General features: G+C 73.1%; 15 protein-coding genes. 10 read left to right on the top strand and 5 right to left on the bottom strand.

The features are described from left to right. Positions 1-17 precede the first annotated feature (17 nt). The 3 genes from ACFOSY_RS09410 (at position 18) to ACFOSY_RS09420 (ending at position 3,236) form a co-directional block, all read left to right on the top strand. Positions 18-866: a GNAT family N-acetyltransferase gene (locus ACFOSY_RS09410; protein WP_394306286.1), complete on the top strand. Its 849-nt coding sequence runs from the start codon at positions 18-20 to the stop codon at positions 864-866. Between the two features lie 27 nt (positions 867-893). Then, positions 894-1,460 (top strand): GNAT family N-acetyltransferase, encoded by a 567-nt coding sequence (locus ACFOSY_RS09415; protein ID WP_394306287.1) that lies wholly within the window; start codon positions 894-896, stop codon positions 1,458-1,460. A 72-nt stretch (positions 1,461-1,532) separates the two neighbouring features. Continuing rightward, positions 1,533-3,236, top strand: coding sequence for a proline--tRNA ligase (locus tag ACFOSY_RS09420; protein ID WP_394306288.1), 1,704 nt, complete (start codon positions 1,533-1,535; stop codon positions 3,234-3,236). Between the two features lie 97 nt (positions 3,237-3,333). On the opposite strand, the gene ACFOSY_RS09425 is transcribed toward ACFOSY_RS09420, so the two are convergent. Continuing rightward, positions 3,334-3,579 (bottom strand): hypothetical protein, encoded by a 246-nt coding sequence (locus ACFOSY_RS09425; protein WP_394306289.1) that lies wholly within the window; start codon positions 3,577-3,579, stop codon positions 3,334-3,336. A gap of 143 nt (positions 3,580-3,722) precedes the next feature. Further along, positions 3,723-4,148, bottom strand: a complete 426-nt coding sequence (locus ACFOSY_RS09430; protein WP_394306290.1) for a helix-turn-helix domain-containing protein — start codon at positions 4,146-4,148, stop codon at positions 3,723-3,725. A gap of 338 nt (positions 4,149-4,486) precedes the next feature. On the opposite strand from ACFOSY_RS09430, the gene ACFOSY_RS09435 reads away from it, so the two are divergent. The 3 genes from ACFOSY_RS09435 to ACFOSY_RS09445 are packed head-to-tail and all read left to right on the top strand — an operon-like array spanning position 4,487 to position 6,281. Then, complete coding sequence (locus ACFOSY_RS09435) at positions 4,487-5,089, top strand: RNA polymerase sigma factor (protein WP_394306291.1); 603 nt, start codon at positions 4,487-4,489, stop codon at positions 5,087-5,089. Continuing rightward, positions 5,086-5,769: a BN159_2729 family protein gene (locus tag ACFOSY_RS09440; RefSeq protein ID WP_394306292.1), complete on the top strand. Its 684-nt coding sequence runs from the start codon at positions 5,086-5,088 to the stop codon at positions 5,767-5,769. Before ACFOSY_RS09435 ends, ACFOSY_RS09440 begins: the two co-directional genes overlap by 4 nt. Continuing rightward, entirely contained in the window at positions 5,766-6,281 is a 516-nt protein-coding gene (locus ACFOSY_RS09445) for a hypothetical protein (RefSeq protein WP_394306293.1), read from the top strand. Before ACFOSY_RS09440 ends, ACFOSY_RS09445 begins: the two co-directional genes overlap by 4 nt. A 434-nt stretch (positions 6,282-6,715) precedes the next feature. Here ACFOSY_RS09445 and ACFOSY_RS09450 read toward each other — a convergent pair whose 3' ends face one another. The 3 genes from ACFOSY_RS09450 to ACFOSY_RS09460 are packed head-to-tail and all read right to left on the bottom strand — an operon-like array spanning position 6,716 to position 8,718. Further along, a complete protein-coding gene (locus ACFOSY_RS09450; RefSeq protein WP_394306294.1) occupies positions 6,716-7,621 on the bottom strand; it encodes an aminoglycoside phosphotransferase family protein in 906 nt (301 codons plus the stop codon). A gap of 48 nt (positions 7,622-7,669) precedes the next feature. Further along, positions 7,670-8,134: a ferritin-like domain-containing protein gene (locus tag ACFOSY_RS09455; RefSeq protein WP_394306295.1), complete on the bottom strand. Its 465-nt coding sequence runs from the start codon at positions 8,132-8,134 to the stop codon at positions 7,670-7,672. Continuing rightward, positions 8,131-8,718 (bottom strand): hypothetical protein, encoded by a 588-nt coding sequence (locus ACFOSY_RS09460; protein WP_394306296.1) that lies wholly within the window; start codon positions 8,716-8,718, stop codon positions 8,131-8,133. Before ACFOSY_RS09460 ends, ACFOSY_RS09455 begins: the two co-directional genes overlap by 4 nt. Before the next feature lie 233 nt (positions 8,719-8,951). On the opposite strand from ACFOSY_RS09460, the gene rimP reads away from it, so the two are divergent. From rimP to infB, 4 genes are all read left to right on the top strand, one after another. Beyond that, positions 8,952-9,470 carry a ribosome maturation factor RimP gene (rimP, locus tag ACFOSY_RS09465; protein ID WP_394306297.1) on the top strand — a complete coding sequence of 173 codons (519 nt, stop codon included), beginning with the start codon at positions 8,952-8,954 and terminating at the stop codon, positions 9,468-9,470. Positions 9,471-9,472: 2 nt separating this feature from the next. Then, positions 9,473-10,459, top strand: a complete 987-nt coding sequence (nusA, locus tag ACFOSY_RS09470) for a transcription termination factor NusA (RefSeq protein WP_006133676.1) — start codon at positions 9,473-9,475, stop codon at positions 10,457-10,459. 101 nt (positions 10,460-10,560) lie between these two features. Then, a complete protein-coding gene (locus tag ACFOSY_RS09475; protein WP_394306298.1) occupies positions 10,561-10,881 on the top strand; it encodes a YlxR family protein in 321 nt (106 codons plus the stop codon). 148 nt (positions 10,882-11,029) lie between these two features. Then, the gene (gene infB / locus ACFOSY_RS09480) at positions 11,030-14,059 is read left to right on the top strand and encodes a translation initiation factor IF-2 (protein ID WP_394306299.1); all 3,030 of its coding nucleotides are present in this window, start codon (positions 11,030-11,032) and stop codon (positions 14,057-14,059) included. The last annotated feature ends 61 nt before the right edge of the window (positions 14,060-14,120 follow it).

Genomic DNA, 14,120 nt, shown 5'->3' on the forward strand with positions numbered 1-14,120 from the left:
TGTGTGAGGCCCCGCACGTGTTGACGCAGACCACCTCCCGGGTCCTCGAACCGAGCGACCTCGACGCCGCACTCGCCGTCCTCGACCGCGACCCCGTCGCCAACGCCTTCGTGGCAGCGCGCGTGCAGATCGCCGGCCTCGACCCGTGGCGGCTCGGCGGCGAGATGTGGGGCTGGTACGAGGACGGCATCCTCACCTCGATGTGCTACGCGGGCGCCAACCTCGTCCCCATCTGCGCCACCCCCCGCGCCGTCCGCGCCTTCGCCGACCGCGCCCGCCGCGCCGGCCGCCGCTGCTCCTCCATCGTCGGCCCCGCCGAGTCCACCGCCGCCCTCTGGCGGCTGCTCGAACCGCAGTGGGGCCCCGCCCGCGAGGTCCGCGCCCGCCAGCCGCTCCTGGTCACCGACCGCATGCCCGACACCGTGGCGCCCGACCCGTACGTCCGCCGCGTCCGCAAGGACGAGCTCGAGACGATCATGCCGGCGTGCGTGGCCATGTTCACCGAGGAGGTCGGCGTCTCCCCGCTGGCCGGCGACGGCGGACTGCTCTACCAGGCCCGCGTCGCCGAGTTGGTCGGCTCCGGCCGCTCCTTCGCCCGCTTCGACGCCGACGGCAACGTCGTCTTCAAGGCGGAGATCGGAGCCGCCACCGACCGCGCCTGCCAGATCCAGGGCGTCTGGGTCGCCCCAGAACACCGTGGCAGGGGCGTCGCCGCCCCCGGCATGGCCGCCGTCCTGCGCTACGCCCTCGCCGACGTCGCCCCCGTGGTGAGCCTCTACGTCAACGACTTCAACACCCCCGCCCGCCGCACGTACGAGAAGGTGGGCTTCCGCGAGGTCGGCGCCTTCATGAGCGTGCTGTTCTGACTCGCGCGTCCCTGTAGTCTCCCCGGCATGCTGCGCTTTCCGGGTCACGGCCGTCCCGAGCCCGACGACATCGTGATCGGCCCCCTCGACCTCCCCGGCAACGTCGACGAGGCGCTGGCCGTCCAGGCGGTGGCGTTCGGCCTCGGCCCCGACGAGGTGGCGGTGCGCCGGCAGATCGTGCTGCGCCACATGACCTTCCCCGGCGCCCGCGCCTTCGGCGCCGTCACGCGCGGCCGCCTGGTCGGCTTCGTCTACGGCATGCCCAACGACCGCGGCCACTGGTGGTCCACCGTCGTCGAGCCGTACCTGCGCGCCCGGGGCAACGACGACTGGCTCGACGACTCCTTCGTCATCACCGAGCTGCACGTCCACCCCCGGCACCAGAAACACGGCATCGGCCGCGCCCTGATCACCACGATCACCGACGGCGCCGAGCAGCCCCGGTCGATCCTGTCCGCTCTGGACGTCGACAGCCCCGCCCGCCACCTGTACCGCTCGCTGGGTTACCGGGACCTCGCCCGCCAGGTCCACTTCCCGAGCGCCCCCACCCCCTACGCCGTCATGGGCGCCCCGCTGCCCCTGCCGCGCGGATAACCGATTTCCGCCGTCCCGTCCCGCCCGGCTAACCTCGCCTCATCACCTAGACGCAGCAGGAGTACGAGAACCATGGCGAACGCACCGGTCCAGCGCATGTCCCAGTTGATGGCGAAGACGCTGCGCGACGACCCGGCCGACGCCGAGGTCCTCAGCCACAAGCTGCTGGTCCGCGCGGGCTACGTGCGCCGTACCGCCGCCGGCATCTGGACGTGGCTGCCCCTCGGCAAGAAGGTGCTCGCCAACGTCGAGCGGATCGTGCGCGAGGAGATGGACGCCATCGGCGCCCAGGAAGTGCTGCTCCCCGCCCTCCTGCCGCGCGAGCCCTACGACGCCACCGGCCGCTGGGACGAGTACGGCGCGGAGCTCTTCCGCCTCCAGGACCGCAAGGGCGGCGACTACCTCCTCGGACCCACCCACGAGGAGATCTTCACGCTGATGGTGAAGGACCAGGCGTCCTCCTACAAGGACCTGCCGGTGATCCTCTACCAGATCCAGACCAAGTTCCGCGACGAGGCCCGCCCCCGCGCCGGCATCCTGCGCGGCCGCGAGTTCCTGATGAAGGACTCCTACTCCTTCGACCTGGACGACGACGGCCTGGCGCAGTCCTACGCCCTGCACCGCGAGGCGTACCGGCGGATCTTCGAGCGCCTCGGTCTCGACTACCGCATCTGCGCGGCCACCGCCGGCGCCATGGGCGGCTCCAAGTCCGAGGAGTTCCTCGCCCCCGCCGAGGCCGGCGAGGACACCTTCGCCGACTGCCCCAACTGCGACTTCGCCGCGAACACCGAGGCGGTCTCCTACGAGCTGAAGCCGGTGGACGCCGCCGGGGCGCCGGCCGCCGAGGACATCCCCACGCCCGACACCCCCACCATCGAGTCCCTCGCCGCGCAGCTCGGCGTCCCCGCCTCGGCCACCCTGAAGAACCTGCTGGTCAAGGTCGACGGCGAGATCGTCGCCGTGGGCGTGCCCGGTGACCGCGAGGTCGACATGGGCAAGGTCGAGGCGCACTTCGCCCCGGCCGAGGTCGAGATGGTCACCGAGGCCGACTTCATCGCCCGCCCCGACCTGGTGCGCGGCTACGTCGGCCCGCAGGGCCTGGACAAGGTGACGTACATCGCCGACCCGCGCGTCGCGCCCGGCACCGCCTGGATCACGGGCGCCAACAAGGCCGACACCCACGCGAAGAACGTCGTCGCCGGCCGTGACTTCGAGGTCGACGCGTACGTGGACGTCGTGGTCGTCGAGGAGGGCGACCCCTGCCCCGCGTGCGGAACCGGCCTCAAGCTGGACCGCGCCATCGAGATCGGCCACATCTTCCAGCTGGGCCGCAAGTACGCCGACGCCCTCAAGCTCGACGTCCTCGGCCAGAACGGCAAGCCGGTCCGCGTCACCATGGGCTCCTACGGCGTCGGCGTCTCCCGCGCGGTGGCCGCCCTCGCCGAGCAGACCGCCGACGACAAGGGCCTGTGCTGGCCCGAGGAGGTCGCCCCGGCCGACGTCCACGTGGTCGCCGCCGGCAAGGCGCTCCAGACCGAACTGGCCCTCGAGGTCTCCGAGAAGCTGGCCGCCGCGGGCGTCCGCGTCCTGGTCGACGACCGGGCGGGCGTCTCCCCGGGCGTGAAGTTCACCGACTCGGAGCTGATCGGCGTCCCCCGCATCCTGGTGGCGGGCCGCCGCTCCGCCGACCGCGTCCTGGAGCTGAAGGACCGCCGCACCGGCGAGCGCGAGGAACTGACGGTCGACGAGGCCATCGCCCGCCTCACCGCGCGCTAGTCCGTAACGGCTCAGCCGGTTCCGTCCCGGCCATGGACGCTCTCGCCGTCCGTGGCCGGGACGACGCGTTCGTACGGGGGCGCGCCGTCGTCGGTGCTCAGCAGGCCTCCGCCGTCAGCGCGCGGCTCAGGAGACTCGCGGGCAGGTCGACGTGCTCGCCGCAGAAGCAGAGGAGGGCGGTGCCCGTGCCCTCGGGGGCGCCGAGGTCGACGGTGAGGAGCGCGCGCAGTTCGCGGACCACGTCGAGCAGCTGGGCGCCGCGCGCCACCCAGACGCTGACCTCGTCCGGATCCCAGACGACGAGGTCCGGCAGGTCGTCCGCCGTGTGAACGCGAATGCACATGACTGTCTCCCCAGGGATGCGCGAGGGCACGGTGTTGCGCTTCGGGAGGCCAGCGGCTTCCGATCGTAGCGATGCCGGTGCGCACCTGTGGGGCTTTCGGGACATTCGTGGGGCGTCGGGAGGTTCCGGCCGCCCGGGGAGGATCAGGTGATCCTGCTGACCTGGAGCATGGCCTCCGCGTCCTTGATCAGCGCACGCTGCCGGGCCTCCGGAAGCTGCCGGTACAGCTTCAGCAGCCTGGCCTCGCGCTCGTCGCGGCTGGGCCCGGGCACGGGACGCCCGACCGCCTCGAAGAACTCCTTGGGCGTCGTCCGTACGCCCCACCGCCGGAACACCTCGACCATCGCGCGCAGCTTCTCGGGCGGGATGCGGGACGTGCCGCGCGTGCGGTTCATCCAGGCGTTCAGGGTCGGGTAGGAGATGCCGGCCTCGCGCGCGAGGTCCTTCTGCGTACCGCTCTGGGGAAGCGCGAGAAGGCGCTCGAGCAGCGCCGCCAGATCCTCACCCGGGGACGGTGGACCGTCGTCCGTGGCCTCGGGCGAAGGGGGCGGTGTCTGTCGGCTCGTCACACGTCCGAGGATCGGTCATCGCCATCTACAAGCGCAAGTAGATTGCAGATCGGGGCCGGATCGCAGGGTGTGCGCCGGTGCATTCGAGCCGACTCGCGCTACCCTGCCCCGCCCTTCGTCCCTCCGTCCGCCCCCTCTGCGCCCTTGTCACCCATCGGTTGGAATATGCCCCGTCCGCCTTGACCCGATCTTCATCTACATGAAGACTGTAGATGTTCTCGAGATCTACATCTACGTGAAGATCGCAGACGTCGTTCAGGTGCTGTGCGGATGTCGTGCGGTCGTGCCGGGCGTTCCGCCCCTCCTTGCCCACCACCCCTTACCGAGGAGCACCTCACGTGTCCTTAGCGACCACTTCACCCGCCACCGGAAGAACCACCCCGGACCTCTCCGAACCGGCCTGGCTGACCCGGGCCCGCACCGGGGACCCGGAGGCGTTGGCCTTTCTCTACCGCGAGTACCGCGCCACGGTGTACGGCTATCTGCTGGCCCGCACCCGGGACCGGCACCTGGCCGAGGACCTGACCCAGGAGGTCTTCGCCCGCGCGCTGCGCACCATCTCCGGCTTCGCCTGGCGCGGCACCGACCCCGCCGCCTGGCTGACCACCATCGCCCGCAACATCCACCTCGACGAGCTGGGCCGCAGCCGCCACCGGCGCGAGATGCTCGTCGCCGAGTTCGGCGATCCGGGACAGCCGGGCCCGGGGACGGAGACCCTGGTCCTGCGCGACCTGGACGCCGTCGACGCCCGCGAGACGGTGCACCGCGCCCTGAGCGCCCTCGCCCCGTCCCAACGGGCCTGCGTGGAACTGCGGTTCCTGGGCGGGCTGTCGATCGAGCAGACCGCGCACACCATGGGGCGCACCGTCGGCGCGGTCAAGGCGCTGACGCACCGTGCCATGTGCCGGCTGCGCTGGGCGGCGGGGGCGGTGCCCGCGTGAACGAGTACCCGCGGGACGCCGTGCCCGTCCTCCGCCTGACCGTGGCCGTGCCCGGCCTCCGCGACCTCTACCTCGCCTCCTCCCCGCACCCCGAGGCGCTCGCCTGGGACGCCGCCCGCGACCGCGCCCGGTCCGTCGCCCGGACCGTCGAGCGGGAGGTCGGCACCCACCCGGACGTGAGGACCGTGCGGGCCGACGGCGACACCGTGCACGTCCTGCTCCGCCTGGAGCCGCCGTTCGCCCGCTGGCCCGGCTGGTGCGCGTACTTCGGCATCACCGCCGCCGCCGAGTGCACCGCGCCGCACATCCTCGCCGGGGAGGGCAGCCGGGACGGGGTCCGCGTGACCGCCGCCGTCCAGCCGCTGCCGGCCGGCCCGGACGACACGCGGGAACAAACAGAGGAACAAGACGTCGCGGACCCCGAGGGGCTCACCCGCCCCTTCCAACTCGGCGGGACGGCGTACGACCTGACCCTGCCGTACCGCGACGCGCACGGCGAGACCTGGTACTTCCAGGGGCGGCGCGCCTACGACGGCATGCCGCTGATGTCGCTCGACGGCCGCCCCGAACGCTGCTCCCTCGCCCACGTCGCCGAGTACGCGGGCCCGTTGACGCCGTTGACGCCCGTGACGGAGCCGGAGGCCCCGGCGGAACCGGCCCCGGACGAAGGGGACCGATGACCGCGACGGAACCGCCCGGCGGGAGGGGCGCCCCGGCGCACGCGCGGGAGGGGCTGTTGCGCCGGCTGGTACGCCCCCGCCGCTCCGCCGAGCCCGTGGACCGGCTGCGCCTGGAACACGAACTGGCGGTCAGCCGCCTGAGGCTGGCGCGCTGGCAGCAGCACGCCGACGCCTACGAACGCCGGCTGGGCGACGCCGAGCGGGAGCGGGCACACCTCCTGGCCTGGCTCGCGGCACTGCACCCCGCCAGCGCGGTCCTCACCCCGCTGACCGGGCCGGAGCACGAGGGGACGCACCGTCTGTGCCTGATCGCCGGCGGCTGGCATCTGTCCTGGCACATACCTCCCGCCGACCTCGCCCTCTTCGCGCACGTGCCGTTCCACGCGGAGTCCGCGGGGGCGCATCCGCTGGTGGACGCGGTGGAGCAGGGTGCGGTGATCCGGCGTCATGTGCGGTTGCTGGTGATGGAGGAAGCGGTGGAGGCGGCCGGCCTGGCCGGCCAGGCCCTCTGACTCCGGCCGGCGAAGCTCGGGAGGCACGCCGACCGGACGCGAGCGCCCCCCTGCCCGGGCAGGGGGGCGCACCTCGCCCCCCCGCCGCCTGCGGGCAGTCGTGCCGCTGGGGGCGGCACGGGTGGGCGCAGGCGGCACCCCTTCAGTGGGCCTGCGCTTCACCTTCGTACGGCCACTGGGGTGCCGGGGGTGTTGTACGCCGGGTGCGGGCGGCGCGGTGGCTGGTCGCGCAGTTCCCCGCGCCCCTGCCGACTGCGGGCAGTCGTGCCGCTAGGGGCGGCACGGGTGGGCGCAGGCGGCACCCTCCAGTGGGCCTGCGCTTCACCTCCGTGCGGCCACTGGGGTGCCGGGGGCTGTTGTACGCCGGGTGCGGGCCGCGCGGGGCTGGGCGCGCAGTTCCCCGCGCCCCTGAAGGGGCGTCAAGCGCGCCGCGTCTACAGCCAGCTCGCGAACTCCAGCAAAAGCTCCGCGTCCCGCTCGCGCCCCACGCGCCGCGCGCGAACCCCCGACTCGACCGCCCGGAACAGCGTCCACCCCCGCAACCGCTCCCGGTCGACCTCCAGCGACTCCGCAAGACGCCGCACCCGGCGCCGCGTCGTCGTCGCGCCCGACGGCTGCGCGATCAGATCCTCCACCCGGTCCCGCACCAGCCGCGCCAGGTCGAACGCGTGCTCGCCGACCACCGGATCGGGCCCCACCGCCAGCCACGGCATCCGGTCCCCGGACAGCACCTTGCTCTGCCGGAACGTCCCGTGCAGCAACCGCTGTTCCGGCGGCGAGTCCAGCAGCTCCTCCCGCGCCGACAGCGCCGCGTCCACCAGCGGAGCCACCTCGGGCGCCGCCTCCGCCCCGGCCCGCATCGCCTTCGCCTGCCGCCCGGTGCGCTCGGCCACCGTCTCGAACACGAAGTCCTCCGGCGGGTCCACCCACAGCCTGCGCAGGGTGCCCGCCGCCTCCAGCAGCGCCTTCGCCTCCGGAAGCGTCCGCACCGAGACGTCAGGGTGCAGCCGCTCCAGGAGCAGCACCCCCTCGGCGCCCTCGGACACCGGCTCCAGCAGCTGCACCGCGCCCCGCCCGCCCCAGTGGGCCAGCGCCACGCGCTCGCTCTCCGGACGCGCGCGCGGCGGCGCCAGCTTGAGCACGGAGGGCGTGCCGTCGGCCGTGCGGACGAGCACCACCAGGCTGCTGCGTCCGCCCGGCAGCTGCACCCGCTCCACCGTCAACTCGCGCCGCTCCACGGCCTCACGCGCCAGCCCGGGCAGCTTCTCCAGCCAGTCGTCACCCTCGGGCGCCGTCTCACCGAGCGCCCTCACCAGACGCCGCGGCGGTTCGAATGCCATGCGCGAGTCGTTCCTTCCTGCTGTCACACGGTGCCGGAGCCCGTCATGTCACGGCGCCGGCGCCGGGCCGCCCTGAGCCGTACCGCTCCGCTCGGCGAGCCCAGGGAAGGCTACGCTCTCCCCGCTCCAGCGCACCGACCGCACCGCCGCCTCCCGCATCGCCTCGGCCGCCGACCTGCGCCGTTCGCCGCTGCCCGCCCGCACCAGGTCGGCGTAGACGCCCGCCACCCGCGTCTCCAGCTCCGCCGCCAGCCGCACCGCCGCGGCCGCGTCCGGCACCGGGAACGGCAGCGCGTACCCGGCCGCCGCGGCCACCGGCGTACCCCCGGCGTCCTTCACGTCGCGCACCAGCGCGTCCCTGCGCGCCCGGTGTGCGTCGTACGCCGTCCGTGCCTCCGTACGCCGCTGCTCGCCGATCCGTCCGCCGACCACGCCGTAGCCGTACACCGCCGCGTGCTCCGCGGCCAGCGCCGCCTGAAGCGCCCGCAGCTCCTTGTCCTGCGCGTCACTCACCGTCGGGCCTCCGTCAGCAGGTACACGTGTGCGGCGCCGGACGCGGACACCGACGCCAGCAGCCGGGCCAGCTCGGCCGGCGCGGTCAGCAGCTCCTCGGCCCGCCGGTCGGCCAGCTGCCGTTCCGCGGCGGCCAGTTGGGCGAGCGCGTCCTTCTCGTTCGCGGGCACCCCGGCCGCCGACGAGGACGACGCCGACGGGGCCGACGACGGCGCGGCCGCCGCCGTCGCCCCGGCCGAAGGGGCGGTCGAGGCGGAGACCGACGGCGCCGGCGACGCCGAGCCGCCCGCACCCGCCTCGAACGCCTCCGCGTGCCGCACCACGTCCGCCCGCAGCGGACGCAGACGCTCCGCCAGCTTCGGATGCGCGGCGACGACCGCGTCGTACCGCCCGGCCAGCGCCCGGCTGTCCCGCGCCGCGCGCGCCCGGGTCCGCTCGGCGGCCGAGGGGCGCGCGGCCGTGGCGCCGTCCGGCTCGTCGGATCCGGCGGAACAGCCCGCCACCAGCAGGGCCGCCGGGGCGGCGGCGAGCAGAGTCCTTCTGGGCGGACCCGAACGGGCGCGCGGGGACAGGGGGAACGACACGGCAGGCGTCCTCGGGAGGCTCGTGACGAACAGGGTGCGAACAGGGTGCGAACAGAAGATCGGGCGGGGCCCGCGATCACCGTACCCGCAGGTCCGCCCGGCGCCCCTCAGCGGCACCTCGCCGACCGGGTGGACGGGCCGGGGTGGACGGCAACACCCCCTGCGACCGGATACCCTTTGTGCAGACACGCGCACCGACCCACAACAGCACACGCGGCCGAGGAGTCACCCGGATGAGCACCACCCAGAGCGAGAGGCTTCGAGAACTTCTGGAGCCGCTCGTCAGCTCCCAGGGCCTGGATCTCGAGGAGATCGCCGTGGACACGGTCGGCCGCAGGCGTGTGCTGCGCGTCGTCGTCGACTCCGACACCGGGGCCGACCTCGACCGGATCGCCGATGTGAGCCGCGCGCTCTCGGCGAAGCTCGACGAGACCGACGCGATGGGCAGCGCGGAGTACACCCTCGAGGTCGGCACCCCCGGCGCGGAGCGCCCGCTGACCGAGCACCGTCATTACGTGCGCGCCACCGGCCGCCTGGTGCGGTTCCAGCTCGCCGAGGGAGGCGAGCTGGTCGCCCGCATCCTCGCGGCCGACGACGAGGGCCTCGACCTCGAGGTGCCCGGCGTCAAGGGCCGCAAGGCCACCGCGCGCCGACTCGCCTTCGACGACATCGCCAGGGCGCGTGTCCAGGTCGAGTTCAACCGCAAGGACGACGCGTCCGAGAACAACAACAAGAAGGAAGAGGAGGCGTAGCCGTGGACATCGACATGAGCGCCCTGCGGGGCTTGGTACGGGAGAAGGAGATCTCCTTCGACCTGCTGGTCGAGGCGATCGAGTCGGCCCTCCTCATCGCCTACCACCGCACCGAGGGAAGCCGCCGGCACGCGCGCGTGGAGCTCAACCGGGAGACCGGGCATGTGACCGTGTGGGCGAAGGAGGACCCGGAGGACCTCGAGGAGGGCCAGGAGCCCCGCGAGTTCGACGACACCCCGTCCGGTTTCGGCCGTATCGCCGCCACCACGGCCAAGCAGGTCATCCTGCAGCGCCTGCGCGACGCCGAGGACGACGCGACGCTCGGCGAGTACGCGGGACGTGAGGGCGACATCGTCACCGGCGTGGTCCAGCAGGGCCGCGACCCGAAGAACGTGCTGGTGGACATCGGCAAGCTGGAGGCCATCCTGCCGGTGCAGGAGCAGGTCCCCGGTGAGACCTACCCGCACGGCACGCGCCTGCGCTCGTACGTCGTCCGGGTGGCCAAGGGTGTGCGCGGTCCGTCCGTCACTCTTTCGCGCACCCACCCCAATCTGGTGAAGAAGCTGTTCGCCCTCGAGGTGCCGGAGATCGCCGACGGCTCCGTGGAGATCGCCGCGATCGCCCGTGAGGCGGGTCACCGCACCAAGATCGCCGTGCGCTCCACCCGCTCCGGGCTGAACGCCAAGGGCGCCTGCATCGGCCCCATGGGCGGCCGTGTGCGCAACGTCATGGCGGAGCTGAACGGCGAGAAGATCGACATCGTCGACTGGTCCGACGACCCGGCGGACATGGTGGCGAACGCCCTGTCCCCGGCCCGCGTCTCCAAGGTGGACATCGTCGACCTGGCGGCCCGGTCCGCGCGGGTCACCGTGCCGGACTACCAGCTGTCGCTCGCCATCGGCAAGGAGGGGCAGAACGCCCGTCTGGCCGCCCGGCTGACCGGCTGGAGGATCGACATCCGGCCGGACACGGAACAGGCCGGGGAATAGATCCAGGCCGCGATTCGCTGAGATCACGACAGCTTTGGTCGTGGCGGTGTTCGATTCTTGCCCCGGAGGGGTGAGGTCGGTCCGGGGAGGTAGACTGAGGAGTGTCTGGCCGGACACAGGCTGGCGCGCGCCCCGAACGCACTTGCGTGGGGTGCCGCGAGCGAGCGGTCAAGGGCGAGCTGCTGCGGATCGTGGTGATCGAGGACGCGTGCGTCCCGGATCCACGCGGTACGCTGCCCGGCCGGGGTGCGTATGTGCATCCCGTACCGGCTTGTCTCGACCAGGCGGTGCGCCGCAGGGCGTTCCCGCGGGCGTTCCGCGTCCCGGGACCGCTCGACGTAAAGGCGTTGCGCCACTACGTCGAGCAGGCACAAGGTTGCCGATCAGCGGCTGACATGTCCGCTGGACAGGCGACACGGTAAGAACTTGCCGTACGGAAACCCCCGTGCGGCCTGGTACCTCGCGAGTCGAAAGCAGGTCGAGATTGCGATGAGCACTCGATGAGTACGCGATGAGTACGCCCATGAACTAGCGACGGTCCGGACGCAACCCGGACCTCAAAGGAGCGAAGTGGCTAAGGTCCGGGTCTACGAACTCGCCAAGGAGTTCGGTGTGGAGAGCAAGGTCGTCATGGCCAAGCTCCAGGAACTCGGTGAATTCGTCCGTTCGGCGTCTTCGACCATCGAAGCGCCCGTAGTACGCAAGCTGACAGACGCCTTCCAGCAGGGCGGGGGCAACGGCAAGTCCGCCGCGAAGCCCGGCGCGCCCAAGAAGGCGGCCCCCAGGCCCGCCGCGCCTTCCCCGGCGCAGGCGGCACGTCCGGCTGCGCCCAAGCCGCCGGCCGCGGCCAAGCCCGCCGCGGCCCAGCCGCCGGCGGCTCCGTCGGCGCCCGCGCCGGCCCCCTCCGGTCAGCGTCCGACCCCGGGCCCGCGCCCCGCGCCGCGTCCGGCGCCGGCCGCTCCGGAGTTCCAGGCCCCGCCCGCGGCGGCGGCTCCGGCTCCGTCCGGTCCCCGGCCCGGCGCGCGTCCCGGTGCTCCCAAGCCCGGCGGCCGTCCCGCCGGTCCCGGTCAGGGCCAGGGCGGCCAGGGCCGTCCGGCAGGCCAGGGCCAGCGTCCCGGCGGCGGTGCGCCGCGTCCGGGCGCCCGCCCGGCCGGTCCGCGCCCCGGCAACAACCCGTTCACCTCCGGTGGCTCCACCGGCATGGCCCGTCCGCAGGCTCCGCGCCCGCAGGGCCAGCGTCCCGGTCCCGGCGCCCCCGGCGCGGGTCCCCGTCCCCAGGCCCCCGGCCAGGGCGGCGGTCCCCGTCCGCAGGCTCCGGGCGGTGCGCGTCCCACTCCGGGCGGCATGCCGCGTCCGCAGGGCGGTCCCCGTCCCGGCGGCGGCCCCGGCGGTCCCGGCGGTCCGCGTCCGAACCCCGGCATGATGCCGCAGCGTCCCGCTGCCGGCCCGCGTCCCGGCCCCGGCGGCCGTGGTCCGGGCGGTGCGGGTCGTCCCGGCGGCGGCGGTCGTCCCGGTGGCGGCGGCTTCGCCGGCCGTCCCGGCGGCGGTGGCGGTGCCGGTCGTCCCGGTGGCGGCGGCGGTTTCGCCGGCCGTCCGGGTGGCGGCGGCTTCGGCGGCGGCGGTGGCCGTCCCGGCTTCGGCGGCCGTCCCGGCGGTCCCGGTGGCCGTGGTGGCACGCAGGGCGCCTTCGGCCGTCCCGGCGGTCCCGCGCGTCGCGGCCGTAAGTCGAAGCGGCAGAGGCGCCAGGAGTACGAGGCCATGCAGGCCCCGTCGGTCGGCGGCGTGATGCTGCCTCGCGGCAACGGCGAGACCATTCGCCTGTCGCGCGGTGCGTCGCTCACCGACTTCGCGGAGAAGATCAACGCCAACCCGGCGTCGCTCGTCGCGGTCATGATGAACCTCGGCGAGATGGTCACCGCGACCCAGTCCGTCTCCGACGAGACGCTCCAGCTCCTCGCGGACGAGATGAACTACACCGTTCAGATCGTCAGCCCGGAGGAGGAGGACCGCGAGCTGCTCGAGTCCTTCGACCTGGAGTTCGGCGAGGACGAGGGCGACGAGGAGGACCTGGTGGTCCGTCCGCCGGTCGTCACCGTCATGGGTCACGTCGACCACGGCAAGACCCGCCTCCTCGACGCCATCCGCAAGACGAACGTCATCGCGGGCGAGGCCGGCGGCATCACCCAGCACATCGGTGCCTACCAGGTCACGACCGAGGTCAACGAAGAGGATCGCAAGATCACCTTCATCGACACCCCGGGTCACGAGGCGTTCACCGCCATGCGTGCCCGTGGTGCGAAGTCGACCGACATCGCGATCCTGGTCGTCGCGGCCAACGACGGCGTCATGCCGCAGACGGTCGAGGCGCTCAACCACGCCAAGGCCGCCGAGGTCCCGATCGTCGTCGCGGTCAACAAGATCGACGTCGAGGGTGCCGACCCGACCAAGGTGCGCGGTCAGCTGACCGAGTACGGCCTGGTGGCCGAGGAGTACGGCGGCGACACCATGTTCGTCGACATCTCCGCCAAGCAGGGTCTGCACATCGACAGCCTCCTCGAGGCCGTCATCCTCACCGCGGACGCCTCGCTCGACCTGCGGGCCAACCCGTCCCAGGACGCGCAGGGCATCTCGATCGAGTCCCGGCTCGACCGCGGCCGCGGCGCCGTGGCGACCGTCCTCGTCCAGCGAGGCACCCTGCGGGTCGGCGACACGATGGTGGTGGGCGACGCCTACGGCCGCGTGCGCGCCATGCTCGACGACAACGGCAACAACGTCGCCGAGGCCGGACCCTCGACGCCGGTCCAGGTCCTGGGCCTGACCAACGTCCCGGGTGCGGGCGACAACTTCATCGTGGTGGACGAGGACCGTACGGCCCGTCAGATCGCGGAGAAGCGCGCCGCCCGTGAGCGCAACGCCGCGTTCGCCAAGCGCACGCGCCGTGTGTCGCTGGAGGACCTGGACAAGGTGCTCAAGGCCGGCGAGGTCCAGCAGCTGAACCTGATCATCAAGGGTGACGCGTCCGGATCGGTGGAGGCCCTCGAGTCCTCGCTGCTCCAGCTGGACGTCGGCGAAGAGGTCGACATCCGCGTCCTGCACCGCGGCGTCGGTGCGGTCACGGAGTCCGACATCGACCTGGCGATGGGCTCCGACGCCATCGTGATCGGCTTCAACGTGCGCGCCGCCGGGCGTGCGCAGCAGATGGCCGAGCGCGAGGGTGTGGACGTCCGGTACTACTCGGTCATCTACCAGGCGATCGAGGAGATCGAGGCGGCCCTCAAGGGCATGCTCAAGCCGGAGTACGAGGAGGTCGAGCTCGGCACGGCGGAGATCCGCGAGGTCTTCAAGTCGTCCAAGCTGGGCAACATCGCGGGTGTCATCATCCGCTCCGGCGAGGTCAAGCGGAACACCAAGGCGCGCCTCATCCGCGACGGCAAGGTGGTCGCGGAGAACCTCAACATCGAGGGTCTGCGTCGCTTCAAGGACGACGTCACCGAGATCCGCGAAGGCTTCGAGGGCGGTATCAACCTCGGAAACTTCAACGACATCAAGGTCGACGACGTCATCGCGACGTACGAGATGCGCGAGAAGCCGCGCGTCTGACCGCAGCAGCACGCGATCGGGGCCGGTCGGCGGAAGCGTATTTCCGTCGATCGGCCCCGGC

Origin of the sequence: Streptomyces lusitanus (genome assembly GCF_042647945.1) — a bacterium.
Classification (GTDB): Bacteria; Actinomycetota; Actinomycetes; order Streptomycetales; family Streptomycetaceae; genus Streptomyces; species Streptomyces pseudogriseolus.

Bases quoted from the DNA above. Each gene is read 5' to 3' on its own strand.
- ACFOSY_RS09415 (WP_394306287.1), top strand. From the start codon at position 894: ATGCTGCGCTTTCCGGGTCACGGCCGTCCCGAGCCCGACGACATCGTG.
- ACFOSY_RS09420 (WP_394306288.1), top strand. From the start codon at position 1,533: ATGGCGAACGCACCGGTCCAGCGCATGTCCCAGTTGATGGCGAAGACG.
- ACFOSY_RS09425 (WP_394306289.1), bottom strand. From the start codon at position 3,579: ATGTGCATTCGCGTTCACACGGCGGACGACCTGCCGGACCTCGTCGTC.
- ACFOSY_RS09445 (WP_394306293.1), top strand. From the start codon at position 5,766: ATGACCGCGACGGAACCGCCCGGCGGGAGGGGCGCCCCGGCGCACGCG.
- ACFOSY_RS09450 (WP_394306294.1), bottom strand. From the start codon at position 7,621: ATGGCATTCGAACCGCCGCGGCGTCTGGTGAGGGCGCTCGGTGAGACG.
- rimP (WP_394306297.1), top strand. From the start codon at position 8,952: ATGAGCACCACCCAGAGCGAGAGGCTTCGAGAACTTCTGGAGCCGCTC.